Annotated in this window: 13 protein-coding genes; 11 read left to right on the top strand and 2 right to left on the bottom strand. The window is 69.0% G+C overall.

From position 1 onward, the window contains the following. Positions 1 to 164: 164 nt before the first annotated feature. From ACK5KK_RS14125 to ACK5KK_RS14115, 3 genes are read left to right on the top strand one after another with little or no spacing between them, the layout of a single operon-like run. Positions 165 to 785 carry a copper resistance CopC family protein gene (locus ACK5KK_RS14125; RefSeq protein ID WP_416890723.1) on the top strand — a complete coding sequence of 207 codons (621 nt, stop codon included), beginning with the start codon at positions 165 to 167 and terminating at the stop codon, positions 783 to 785. Positions 786 to 796: 11 nt separating this feature from the next. Then, positions 797 to 1357 carry a copper chaperone PCu(A)C gene (locus tag ACK5KK_RS14120; protein WP_416890722.1) on the top strand — a complete coding sequence of 187 codons (561 nt, stop codon included), beginning with the start codon at positions 797 to 799 and terminating at the stop codon, positions 1355 to 1357. Continuing rightward, entirely contained in the window at positions 1357 to 2586 is a 1230-nt protein-coding gene (locus ACK5KK_RS14115; RefSeq protein ID WP_416890721.1) for a Dyp-type peroxidase, read from the top strand. The genes ACK5KK_RS14120 and ACK5KK_RS14115 overlap by 1 nt, the downstream gene beginning before the upstream one ends. 26 nt (positions 2587 to 2612) lie before the next feature. Here ACK5KK_RS14115 and ACK5KK_RS14110 read toward each other — a convergent pair whose 3' ends face one another. Both ACK5KK_RS14110 and ACK5KK_RS14105 read right to left on the bottom strand, forming a co-directional pair. Next, a complete protein-coding gene (locus ACK5KK_RS14110) occupies positions 2613 to 2945 on the bottom strand; it encodes a Rieske (2Fe-2S) protein (RefSeq protein ID WP_416890720.1) in 333 nt (110 codons plus the stop codon). Between the two features lie 729 nt (positions 2946 to 3674). After that, positions 3675 to 4337 (bottom strand): response regulator, encoded by a 663-nt coding sequence (locus ACK5KK_RS14105; protein ID WP_416890719.1) that lies wholly within the window; start codon positions 4335 to 4337, stop codon positions 3675 to 3677. Positions 4338 to 4596: 259 nt separating this feature from the next. Here ACK5KK_RS14105 and ACK5KK_RS14100 point away from each other — a divergent pair, with 259 nt between their 5' ends. The 8 genes from ACK5KK_RS14100 to ACK5KK_RS14065 all read left to right on the top strand — a co-directional run bounded on the left by ACK5KK_RS14100 (position 4597) and on the right by ACK5KK_RS14065 (position 11414). Next, complete coding sequence (locus ACK5KK_RS14100) at positions 4597 to 5775, top strand: sensor histidine kinase (protein WP_416890718.1); 1179 nt, start codon at positions 4597 to 4599, stop codon at positions 5773 to 5775. A gap of 380 nt (positions 5776 to 6155) precedes the next feature. Next, positions 6156 to 7085, top strand: a complete 930-nt coding sequence (locus tag ACK5KK_RS14095) for an ABC transporter ATP-binding protein (protein WP_416890717.1) — start codon at positions 6156 to 6158, stop codon at positions 7083 to 7085. Then, positions 7082 to 7900 (top strand): ABC transporter permease, encoded by an 819-nt coding sequence (locus tag ACK5KK_RS14090; RefSeq protein ID WP_416890716.1) that lies wholly within the window; start codon positions 7082 to 7084, stop codon positions 7898 to 7900. Before ACK5KK_RS14095 ends, ACK5KK_RS14090 begins: the two co-directional genes overlap by 4 nt. Positions 7901 to 7949: 49 nt before the next feature. Then, complete coding sequence (locus ACK5KK_RS14085; RefSeq protein ID WP_416890715.1) at positions 7950 to 9407, top strand: YcaO-like family protein; 1458 nt, start codon at positions 7950 to 7952, stop codon at positions 9405 to 9407. A 29-nt stretch (positions 9408 to 9436) separates the two neighbouring features. Next, positions 9437 to 9832, top strand: a complete 396-nt coding sequence (locus ACK5KK_RS14080) for a hypothetical protein (RefSeq protein ID WP_416890714.1) — start codon at positions 9437 to 9439, stop codon at positions 9830 to 9832. Between the two features lie 25 nt (positions 9833 to 9857). Further along, positions 9858 to 10364 carry a hypothetical protein gene (locus tag ACK5KK_RS14075; RefSeq protein WP_416890713.1) on the top strand — a complete coding sequence of 169 codons (507 nt, stop codon included), beginning with the start codon at positions 9858 to 9860 and terminating at the stop codon, positions 10362 to 10364. Beyond that, complete coding sequence (locus ACK5KK_RS14070) at positions 10331 to 10714, top strand: nitroreductase family protein (RefSeq protein WP_416890712.1); 384 nt, start codon at positions 10331 to 10333, stop codon at positions 10712 to 10714. The genes ACK5KK_RS14075 and ACK5KK_RS14070 overlap by 34 nt, the downstream gene beginning before the upstream one ends. A 1-nt stretch (position 10715) precedes the next feature. Then, entirely contained in the window at positions 10716 to 11414 is a 699-nt protein-coding gene (locus ACK5KK_RS14065; protein WP_416890711.1) for a type II CAAX prenyl endopeptidase Rce1 family protein, read from the top strand. Positions 11415 to 11484 lie beyond the last annotated feature (70 nt).

Below are 11484 nucleotides of genomic sequence, written 5' to 3'. Positions count from 1 at the left end.
AGCCGGCACCCCGCAGCCGTGCCGCCGCGCGGGCCGCCTCACCTCGCCGCCTGCTCCGCCCCCTCGGGGGGAGCTCGACCCCGTGCGGGGCCGGAGGCCGCCGCACCGCGTCGGACGGGTGATGCACACCCCGGTGCTCACACCCAGCGCAGAGAGGTTGCTCCATGTTGCGCACGCGTGTTCTCGCGGGGATCGTGGCGGTGGTGGTGGCGATCGTGCTCGTCACGGCACCCGCGGCATCCGCGCACGCCGACCTTCTCAGCAGTTCGCCGAAAACCGGCGAGGCGCTCGCGTCAGCACCGACCGAAGTGACCTTGCAGTTCACGGCGGATGTGATGACCGTGGGCGCGGCGGTGGTCGTCGCCGACGGCGACGGCACCGACTGGACGGCGGGAGACCCCGTCATCGACGGCGCCGTCGTCACCGTCCCGCTGCGGGAAGGGATGCCGGACTCCGGCTACGAACTGCGCTGGCGAGTCGTCTCCAGCGACGGACACCCGATCGCCGACGTCATCCCGTTCACCATCGGTGACGCGGAACCGTTGTCACGCTCGAACGCGTCCGACCCGTCACCTGTACCGGCGGATGCCGGGCAATCCAAGGGCTCCGAGGTCGGCGCCGCCACGGATCAGTCCACGACTTCGGGCGATGTCTTGCGAGCCGTCGCCATCGGCGCGGGCGGGGCGGTCGCAGCGGTCGCCGTGTTCGTGCTGTTCCTCTTTTTTCGCCGACGCCCAGGCGCCGGCACCGGGACGGCGTCGCAGGACGCACCCGGAGAATCCTGAAAGGCACTTCTATGAGCATCCGCTCCACTATCCGCTCCGGCGCCGTCGTCGCCGCAGCCGCCCTGGCCATCGCCCTCACCGGCTGCGCCAGCGACACCTCCACCACGACCGCCGGGGACACGACCGCCGCGGTGACCACCGCCGCGGAGCAGGTCACCATCACCGACTCGTGGGTGAAGGCGGCCGAGGAGGGCACCATGACGGCCGCGTTCGGCGAGGTGTCCAACGCAGGCGACGCCGACGTGACAGTGACCGCGGTATCGACCGATGCCGCACCCATGGTCGAGTTGCACGAGACCGTCGCCGACGACTCCGGTGAGATGACGATGCGGCAGATCGAGGGCGGCTTCGTGATCCCCGCCGGTGGCACTCTGACGCTGGAACCGGGCGGCAACCACATCATGCTGATGAGCCTGCCGGCCACGATCGCCGCCGGTGACGACATCGCGTTCACGATGACGTTCTCGGACGACTCCACGCTAGAGTTCACGGCGCCCGCGAAGGACTACGCCGGCGCGAACGAGAACTACGACGACGGCGAGTCGATGAACCACGACGACATGGATCACTGATGACCGGCGACCGCGCACCCGGTCGCCGAGGATCGACCCGGCGGCAGTTCCTCCTCGGAGGGGCTGTCGCCGGCGTCGGCGCCGCCACGGCGGTCGGGATCAGCTCCGCGCTGGACCGCCCCTCGGATGCGCGGGAGGATGCCGACACCGGATCCGCCGCCCGCCACGGCGCTGCCGTCGTCCCGTTCTACGGCCCGCACCAGGCCGGGATCGACACCGAGCCGCAGGCACACGCCGTCTTCGCGAGCCTCGACCTGCGCGACGACGTTGATCGCTCCGGGCTCGTGCGGCTGATGCGCATCCTCACCGACGACGCCGCCCGCCTCACCCAGGGCGCGAACGCCCTCGCGGACTCCGAGCCCGAACTGGCGGTCGACCCGGCCCGTCTCACCGTGACGTTCGGCTTCGGTCCGGGGTTCGTCGCGCGCACCGACACCCCCGCCCCCGCCTGGCTCGCTCCCCTCCCCGCGTTCTCGATCGACCGCCTCGACCCGGCATATGGCGACGGCGACCTGCTGATCCAAGTGGCCTCCGACGACCCCATCACGCTCGCCCACGCCACCCGGATGCTGCTGAAGGACACCCGCAGTTTCGCCGCGCTGCGATGGACGCAGCGAGGGTTCCGTCGCGCGTACGGCACCGCGAAACCCGGCGCCACGATGCGAAACCTGTTCGGCCAGGTCGACGGCACCGTCAACCCGACGCCCGGCACCGCCGACTTCGACGACGTGGTGTGGTCGGCCACCGGCTGGCTGGCCGGAGGCACCGGTGTCGTCGTGCGCCGCATCCGCATGGATCTGGACAAGTGGGACCGGCTCGACCGCGGCGGCCGCGACCAGACGATCGGCCGGTTCCAGAGCAACGGCGCGCCGCTGACGGGCACCGAGGAGCACGACGAACCCGACTTCGAGGCGACCACGGCGCTCGGTTTTCCGGTGATCCCGGAGTTCTCGCACCTGCGCCGGGCCCGCAGCGACGACACCACCGAGCGGATCTTCCGCCGGGTGTACAACTACGACGATGCCCCCGAAGGCGACCGCGTGTCCGACTCGGGCCTGTTGTTCGTGTCGTTTCAGGCCGACGTGGCGCGCCAGTTCACGCCGCTGCAACGCCGACTCGACGAACTCGATCTGCTCAACGAATGGACCACCCCCGTCGGGTCGGCCGTGTTCGCGATCCCGCCCGGGTGCGAAGAAGGCGGGTACGTCGGCGAGACGCTGCTGGCCTGACGCGACCCATCACCGGCCCCCGCCCGTCAGGCCGCCTGGGCATCGACCTTGCCGTCGTTCTCGCGCACGGGGTAGGTGCGCAGCGGCGTCGTGGCCGGACCGCGCACGACGGCGCCGGTGGTGACGTCGAACCGGCATCCGCCGCACTGGCACATGATGGTGATCTCATCGATCATCAGACCCGCCGACAACGGACAGCCGTGCTCGGGGCAGAGGTCGTCGAGCGCGTGCAGCGCGCCGTCGACGCGGGTCACGGTGACGCGTTTCTTGACGCCGTCGACGTACCACGGGACGACCTGGAAGTCGTCGAGTTCGGCGACGTCGCCGAGCGAGCGATACGTATCGGATGCCGTGGTCATGGCGAACTCCTCCGGGCAGGTCCCCGTTGTCGTAGGGGTAGGGGTAGGCGGGGATCATCTGTTCGACGGTGGCATCCAGCCGCAGCTCGCCGGGCGCGTCCGCCGGCGCGAAGGGCCGATGCGGCAGGACCGGCTGGAGCCGCCGGCAGCCGGAGCCGAGCGCCGCGCGTGGGTCGTCGTCGCCCTTGTTCGACCGCAACGACATCGCCCGTTCGGCGAGAGAGGTGATCGTCAGCGAAGGATTCACACCAGGGTTCGCGCGGAACGCCGCGACGCTGCCCCGAACCCAGAACCGATGTCGATCACGTCGCCGTCGAACCCTACCATCAGCATCTCCCCGAAAGATTCGATGAGGCTGACGGCGCCTGCCGACGACGAGGCGATGCTCGCCCCGGGGCACGATCGCTGCCCTCGCCTGCAGTACGACCCCGTTGCGGGGACGTGTCTAGAGCTCCCCCGCCCAGGAGGGACGCGGAACCTGTTCGGCCAGGTCGACGGCACCGTCAACCCGACGCCCGGAACCGCCGACGTCGTGGCGTGGTCGACCAACAGCTGGCCGGAGGCACCGGTGTCGTCGTGCGCCGCATCCACACAATTGCGGAGATCTGCACAATTGCGGAGATCTGCACAACTACGGACCAGCCCAGTCAGCTGCATCCGGAGAACTGCAGATTTCCGGCGGTGTGCGGCGTGTTCGGCCGCCACGGCAGCGGCACCACCCCCGCCGTGTTACTGCTCGCCGATGCGGATCAACCCGGTGCGCGCAGCCTTGATGACCACCTGCACGCGGTCGCGTACCGCCCACTTGGTCATCACCTTGCCCAGGTGTGTCTTGACCGTCGCCTCGGACAGGTGCAGATCCTGCGCGATCTCGGCGTTCGATCGTCCCCGCCCGAGCGCGACGACGACATCGAGTTCGCGTTCGGACAGCGCTTCCCCGTCCGACAGCGGTTGCGGCTGGGCGTCGCGCGCCTCACGCACCGAATCGACCAGTCCTCGAGTCACCTGCGGGGAGATCACGCAGGCGCCGCTGTGCACTTCGCGGACGGCCTCGACGATCTGCTCAGGCTCGGCATCCTTCACCAGATATCCCGATGCCCCCGCTCGCAGCGCCGGAATCACGTAACGCTCCGATGAGAACGTCGTGATGGCGACCACGCGCGTGTCCGGGAAGGCCGTGACGATCTTCTCGGTGGCTTCGACTCCATCGAGGTTCGGCATCTGCATGTCCATCAGAACCACGTCGGGGCGCAACGCGGCGACCTGCCGCAGCGCGACGGCCCCATCGGATGCCTCACCGACCACCTCGAGGTCTTCGGCGGCACCGACGAACATCACGAGAGCCCGGCGCATCAGCGCCTCGTCGTCGGCGATCAGGACACGAATCGGCATCGTCGGCCATCTTATGGCGAGGCTGGCTCCGACGAAAGGTCGATCGGGAAGAAGACCATCGTGGGGCGCGACCGTCGCGCCGATGCGACATCGTGGCCCGTGGGCCCGCTCGACGCGACCGCCCGCTCACCGCCACCTCCACGAAAGGACCTCTCCAGTCATGTTCCCCATGATCGACTTCACTGCTCCGTTCGGAATCAGCGCGTTTCTGTGTCGTCTCCTCCGTTTCTGCTGATCGATCTGCCCCAATAATGAGGAGATGAGCCGGGCGAGCCGTACCAACGCGAAGCCCTCATGGCGACGCCTCGTCGGCAGCGGGATGCCGTTCTTCGCTTTCCAGCCCCTCGCCACACCGGCGCGCTACATCGCCACCGCACTCATCCTCCTCTTCGTCGTCGGCAATTTCGTCCTCGCCGACGTGGGCGAAATGACGGGTTGGCGCTTCGTCGCCTACGCGCTCGTGTGGATGGTGGCGGCACTGGCGCCGTGGTTCCCGCCAGCGGTGGCCGTCGCCATGATCCCCGCCGGTACGCTCGGGCTCATCGCCGGGCTGAGCACGAACGCCACGTTGGCCTTCATCCTCGTCGCCGCCTTCGTCTCGCTGGCGTGCTCGCTGCGGTTGATCGTGGCCTATACCGCGGCGTACGTGATCTGGCAGTTCGCGACGATACCGCTCGAGAACCGGGAGTTCGACGCCGGGATGTTCTCGGTACTCCTTGTCTTCTTGGCAACCACTCTCATCGGCCTCGGTTTTCGTGCCGCCCGCAACCGGGAGCAGTCCCTGAACGCACAGATCGCCGATCAGGAGCACCTGAGGCGCGAGGCCGCCGCGCGCGAAAGGGCGCGCATCGCCGCGGAACTGCACGATGTCGTCGCACACGACCTGACGATCATCTCGATGCACGCCCACGCCCTGCGCCTGGGCCCGGACGAGGCGAGCCGGGCCGACTCCGAACGTGTGATCGGCGAGTCCGCCAAGCGCGCCCTCATCGACCTGCGACATCTGCTCGATGTGCTCTACGGCCCGGAACGCATGACTGTTGATGCCAGCCGCGATACGCTCGCAACCACGCTCGGCGCCATCGAGAACGAGCTGACGGCGGCATCCATCCCGGTCCACCTCGAGATCGACGAGACCGAGCCGATCCCCCGAAGCATCGACCTTTCCCTCACCCGCGTCGCCCGTGAGGCGGTCACCAACATCGTCAAGCACTCCCCCACCACCGCCGGTGTCCGTATCGCCCTGGCCACCGCAGGCGGTGCAGCGACACTCACGATCAGCAACAGCCCGGAACGCGGCTCGCAGCGTATGCGGCTGCCGTCATCGGGGTACGGGTTGATTGGCATGCGCGAACGCGTGGAGGGCGTGGGCGGCACGTTCCACGCCGGTCCGGACCAACACGGCTGGACGGTGCGCGCGACGATTCCCCTGGACTGAACCCGGTTCGGGGGCTGGACCCGGCGACACACAGCACCCCTCGTCTTGTCGCTCATCCTTTCGTCGCAGCCGAACGTACGCGTCTGGGCGATCCGCGGCGCCCGCACCGTTGAGAGCGTGGACGCAGTCGGTGAGACGCCGACCGCGGATGGGGCCCCCGCTCCGCCCGTTACGGCACCGAAGGGAGGTGAACCCAATGCTGTCGACCCTCGGACGTGCTGAAGCACTTCACCAGTGAGAACGCTGTTGCTCCGGGCGGTTGGCACGGCTCCTGCTGCCGCTGGTGCTGGGCATCGATCTTCTACGCGCACTCGGCGTCCCATCCGGGTTCGGGGCGGACCGGAGTTCGCCCCGCACCCCGCACCTCGAAAGGAAATACCGTGTCCCTCGCCGCACTCACCGGCATCACACAGCACTACCCGGGTCTGTCCCGCCCCGCACTCGACGACATCACCCTCTCCGTCGAGCCGGGCACGATCGTCGTGGTCGTCGGAGCGAACGGTTCCGGAAAGACGACTGCCATGGAGATCCTGTCCGGGCTACGCGTCCCCGATACCGGAGTGGCGACCATCTGCGACCAGCGTGTGATTCCCGGCGGCGCGCACCGATACGAGATCGGCGTGCAATTGCAGAACGCCGGCCTGCCGCAACGGCTTCGCGTCAAGGACGCGATCCGTTCGGTCTCCTCGCTGTACGCCGACCCGGGCGACGTGGACTCGATCCTGCACTCGCTGGGGCTCACCGACCGGCTCGACCAGATGATCGATCGTCTCTCCGGCGGCTGGCAACGACGCGTCGACATCGCGCTGGCCTGTATCGGCCGCCCGCGCCTGCTCATCCTCGACGAACCCACCAGTGGGCTGGACCCCAATGCCCGGGCCGACCTCTGGGAGTTTCTCCGCAACATCCGCTCCCGCGGCGTCGCAGTACTGGCCTCCACGCACGACCTGGGCGAGGCGGAGAGCTTCGCCGACCGCCTCGTGGTGCTCGACAAGGGGCGGATCCTCCTTGACGGACCGGTCGAACGCGTCCTCGTTTCCGCGGGCGGGGACTCGCGGCTGCTGCTCACCGGCGCCGGCCCCCGGGAGGTGGCCTCGCTCACCGCCGCCGGGTTCGCCCCGCTCCACCGTGCGGATGCGGTCAGCGTGGTCAGCGAACGCTCCGCGTTGCTCGCGCTTCGCGATCAGCTGGAGCAGGGCCGCATCGCCGGCGACCTCGACTTCCGTGATGTTGTGGTCGGCCCGGTCCGTCTCGAAGACGTCTTCCTCTACGCATCCACCCTCGACAGCCGACAGGAGCTCAGCGCATGAGCGCCGCCGCCCCCACTCCACTCACGCCCGACTGCGCGACCGAACGCAGCGCACGCCAGGCCGCCGGCAACCTCGCGAAGATGTACGTCACCTGGTTCCGCCAGGAGTTCGTCCTGCTGATCCGAGAGCCGGTCGCGGTCTTCTTCTCACTCGCGTTCCCGCTCGTGATCTACGTGTTCATCGGCATCCCGTACGCCAACGAGGAACTGCCCGGCGGCATCCGCTTCATCGACGCGATGTTCCCGACCCTGATCGGCACCGTTGCAGCGAACCTGCTGCTGATGGGTCTGCCGATCTACCTCGCCGAGCTCCGCACCCGCGCGGTCATCCGACGCTACCGGGTGCTGCCCCTGCCCGGCTGGATGTTCGCCATCGCGTGCCTGTCGTCCATGCTCGTGCTGGTGCTCGCCGCGTGCGCCATCATCGTCACCGTCGTGGGAGCGCAGCACGGCCTCCGCCCCGAGATGCTCTCCCCGGCCTTCCTCGCGCTGTGCGCCGGTCTCCTGGTGTGGCTGAGCGCGCTGGGGTTTCTGATGGGGACGCTCCCGGTCGGGTCGCGCACCACCCAGGCACTGTCCGCGGTCGTGTTCTTCGTGATGTTCTTCGGCTCCGGTGCCGCCGCTCCGCTCGACGGCCTCCCCGAGTTCTTGCAGCGCATTCTCGACGGCAACCCGCTCAAGCAGTGGTTCGACGTGATGGTCGGGGTTTACGTCGGCTCCGAGGTCACGACGCCCCAGTGGCTGTCACTGCTCATCGCCGTCCCCCTCACGATCGTGTGCACGTGGATCGGACTGCGCTTCTGGAAGCGCGCCTGACCCTGCATCCGCACCGGACAACCGCCCCGCCATCGAAAAGGAACGACCCATGATCTCTCACACCGTCTACAACCGCCAGACACCCTGGGCGCCGTTCGTCGCGGATGCCCACGCCCACGCCGCGCTGGAGGAGATGCTCGCTGTATATACAGCCCGTTCGGTGCCGTGCGAAGCGTGCTCACCACCTTCCGCTCCGGCGGGGGCACCGGCGGCTTCCAGGGCTCGACCACCCCGTATCTCGCTGGACCACACGTTCCGACGCATGCTCGGCCTTGGCGCGCTGAACGCAGGCCTGGACCGCGACATCTACGGCGGGGGCAAGGGCCTCACCCTGTTCGATTCGGTCGCCTCGTCGCTCGGCGAGGCCATCGAGCGGATGCTGGGGTCGTTCTCCTCGATGGAACTGCGCGGACCCGACGACCGGCTCGTCGCCAGCGCCGCACAGATGACGGCGCGTGGCCTGACCATCGTGGACCCGGCGCAGTACGCCCTGTTCACCGACGAGCAACTCGACTCGGAGGGGTTCCGCTGCGTGCGGTGGGAGCCCGACACCGTGCTCACCTGGCACCGCGGCACGAACCTGCTCACCGGCGAGGACCACTGGGTGCCGGCGCAGCTGGTGCACCTGTTCTACATCGCCGAACCCGGCGAACCGCGCATCGGGGTGTCGTCCTCGGGCGGCCTTGCCACGCACATCGACGACCGGCGCGCGCTCAGCCACGGTCTGCTTGAGGTCATCGAGCGCGACGCGGTCAACCTGTCCTGGTTCTGCCGCATCCCGCTCACGCGCATCGTGATCGACCGGCCGTTCGCCGATCCCCACATCAATGCGTGGCTGGCCGATGCGGCACGGGTCGGCGTCGACTTCGACTTCTACCTTCATCGGCTCGACATGCACGACGCCTACGTCGTGACCGCCATCAGCTGGGACCCGCGTTCCGACGCCAACGGCTACATGTCCGGCGGCGGCGTGGGCCTGACGATCGATGCCGCCGTGCGCAGCGCGCTGAGTGAGATCGTGCAGGCCGAGCGTATGGTGCGCACCCCGCTCCTGGCCGAGGACTGGGAGCTCGCCGGAGGGTTCGCGCGGATGTTCGGCATCGCCCGGGATGCCGAACCGGCCGACTTCGCAAACTTCATCCAGGTCGTGCCGTTCTACGGCTACCCCGAGAACCAGCGCAAGCTCGACTGGTACTTCCGCGCGCCCGATCAGCCGACGATGGCATTGTCGGCGCTGCCGAACGACCCGCCGACAGGCGAACACGAAGCGATCCTCGACCTGTACCGGCGTCACGGACTCACCCCCGTCGCGTTCGACCTCACCCCCGACGGATTCGACAAGGTGCGCCTACGGAAGGTCTTCGTGCCCGAGCTGGCCCCAGCGTTCCCACCGAACCTCGCGATGCTGGGGCACCCTCGCTACCGCACGCTGCGCGCCGAACTCGGGCTCGAACCGGCCGCGTGGACCCCCGCCGACATGCCGACGGACCCCCTCCCCTACCCCTGAACCATCACCGGATCGAAACGGAGATCATCATGACCGTCACCGCCTCGCCTCCCCCCGCAACCCGCCTCCGCGCCGCTGGCCGCGGCTGGTCGACCGCAGCCGCGGTCGCCCTGCTTCTGAAGACCCCGCTCGTCGTGATCGGGGTGACCCATCCCAACGGCGTCGCGGGCGTTGTCCCGCCCACCGAGATCGGCCCGGGCCTGTGGGTGTCGCTGACCTTCCTCGCATCGAGTGTCGTCTTCATCCTGGGCCGCCACTGGTTCGGTGCCGTGTCGACGATCGCCTACTGCACCTACACGGCCGTGGGCGCAGTACTGATGGCTGCGCAGTTCCCGCTGTGGGCCGGTGCGATCCTCGTCACCAGCCCGGCCGCACTGGCCTTCACCATCACCGCCTTGACGCGCCGCGAGTTCAGCGCGCGATAACCCCGCCACGAACAGGAGAACAGACATGACCCTCACCACACCGGTGCCGACCGAGGCCGTCACCGACACCGACACCGAGCCCACCCTCCACCTCAACCCCGCGGTAGCCGTGATCCGCTGTTCCGACAACGAGGTGTTCCTCCGCCACGGTTCCCGCTCGTCGGCGACGCACCGCATCGAAGACACCAACGGGCGCGGGGTGCTCGCCGACTTCGCCCTCGCCTTCGCCGAGCCTCGCACGGTGTCCGCCGTCGCCGCGGAGCTGGGCATCCCTTCCGAGGACGCATCCGAGTTCGCCTCGCACCTGTTGGACGGGCGCGCGCTCGTCACCGAACAGTCCGTGCGCAGCGGGTACGTCCTGGCAGGTCTCGGACATGACCTGGGCCGCGTCGACACCGAGGTCAGCATCGTCGGTGAGGGCCGGGTCGCCGACGCGATCGCCGGCCCGGCGGACTCGACTCGAACGAACTCGGCCTTCTCGTCTTCAACGTCGCGGGGGTGGAACCGGGCTACTACGTCTACGACAAGGTAGGACCCCGGCTCGTCCCCCGGCTGCGCGGCGACCTGCGGCTGTCCCTGGTCACCGCGACGTTCGAGTCGGAGTGGCTGTTCTACGCGCCCGTGGTGTTCGTGCTCGCCAACGACCAGGCGAAGGTCGCCAGGAAGTACAAGACCCGCGGGTACCGCATCTCACACCTCGATCAGGGCGCGCTCCTGCAGAACCTCTCGCTGGCCGCGACCGCGCATGGCCTGGGTGCCTGCGCTGTCGCCGGGTACTTCGACGAGGTGCTGGCGCGCACCCTCGGCTACGCCGGCACCGACACGTTCATCGCGTCGCTGGTGGCCATGGGTCAGCCCACCCGGCTGGGGCACGGAGCCTGAGATGCACGAGGTGCTGCCGGCCGGATTCGTTGTCTTCGCGGCCGTGGCGACTGCTGTCATCGTCTGCAACCTGCGACCCGGCTGGCGGCGCCACACCCCCACGGCCACCCCCCTGGTGCTGGGCGCGGCGGCCGCGGCGGCGGCCGTTGTGCTGCTGAGCGGGCGTCGCCCCGGCGAGTGGATGCCGCAGCTGTTCGGCGGGGTCGTCGGCGTCGCGTGGGTGCTGCCAATCGGCGCGGCGACCGTGACGCTTGGTCTCTTCGCCTTTCACGCCGAGCGCGTGCTGGTGCGCCGCCCACGCCGGCGGAGCGCCGCTCTCGGCGCGTTGCCGCCGCAGCTGCTCGCCGCCGATCTCCCCGCACGGGCGGAGTCGATGGCCGGTGTCGCCGAGACCGCTCAGCATCCCGGACGGTTCTGGGCGATCTCCGGCGTCACCGTGCTCGGCGAGGAGCTGTTCTTCCGTGTCGCGGCTCGCGTGTCGATCCTGACAGCGGGCGGTCACCCGTTGCTGGCGATCGGCGTGCCCGCGCTGATGTACGCGGTCATGCACATCGGGTTCGGCATGGCCTCCGTCGCCGGCAAGACGCTCCTGTGCATCGTCCTCGGAGCCGGCGCCTGGGCGGGAGGGGCGCTGTTCACGGCCGCGCCCGCGAGCTTGTCAAGTACTTTGTGTATGCGAGTTCCGGAATGTTTTAGTTGATGTGTCTGGTAAGCCGGTCGGGGTGGGCGAGTGCGAGGGCGTTGAGGGCTGCTTTCCAGCCCTGGATCTG

Origin of the sequence: Microbacterium sp. (assembly GCF_047972865.1) — a bacterium.
Classification (GTDB): domain Bacteria; phylum Actinomycetota; class Actinomycetes; order Actinomycetales; family Microbacteriaceae; genus Microbacterium.
This window is presented reverse-complemented; position numbering and strand designations above follow the sequence as displayed.

Coding starts and splice junctions, on each gene's coding strand:
- ACK5KK_RS14115 (WP_416890721.1), top strand. CDS start 1,357: ATGACCGGCGACCGCGCACCCGGTCGCCGAGGATCGACCCGGCGGCAG.
- ACK5KK_RS14105 (WP_416890719.1), bottom strand. CDS start 4,337: ATGCCGATTCGTGTCCTGATCGCCGACGACGAGGCGCTGATGCGCCGG.
- ACK5KK_RS14080 (WP_416890714.1), top strand. CDS start 9,437: ATGACCGTCACCGCCTCGCCTCCCCCCGCAACCCGCCTCCGCGCCGCT.
- ACK5KK_RS14125 (WP_416890723.1), top strand. CDS start 165: ATGTTGCGCACGCGTGTTCTCGCGGGGATCGTGGCGGTGGTGGTGGCG.
- ACK5KK_RS14090 (WP_416890716.1), top strand. CDS start 7,082: ATGAGCGCCGCCGCCCCCACTCCACTCACGCCCGACTGCGCGACCGAA.
- ACK5KK_RS14085 (WP_416890715.1), top strand. CDS start 7,950: ATGATCTCTCACACCGTCTACAACCGCCAGACACCCTGGGCGCCGTTC.
- ACK5KK_RS14100 (WP_416890718.1), top strand. CDS start 4,597: ATGAGCCGGGCGAGCCGTACCAACGCGAAGCCCTCATGGCGACGCCTC.
- ACK5KK_RS14075 (WP_416890713.1), top strand. CDS start 9,858: ATGACCCTCACCACACCGGTGCCGACCGAGGCCGTCACCGACACCGAC.
- ACK5KK_RS14120 (WP_416890722.1), top strand. CDS start 797: ATGAGCATCCGCTCCACTATCCGCTCCGGCGCCGTCGTCGCCGCAGCC.
- ACK5KK_RS14110 (WP_416890720.1), bottom strand. CDS start 2,945: ATGACCACGGCATCCGATACGTATCGCTCGCTCGGCGACGTCGCCGAA.
- ACK5KK_RS14065 (WP_416890711.1), top strand. CDS start 10,716: ATGCACGAGGTGCTGCCGGCCGGATTCGTTGTCTTCGCGGCCGTGGCG.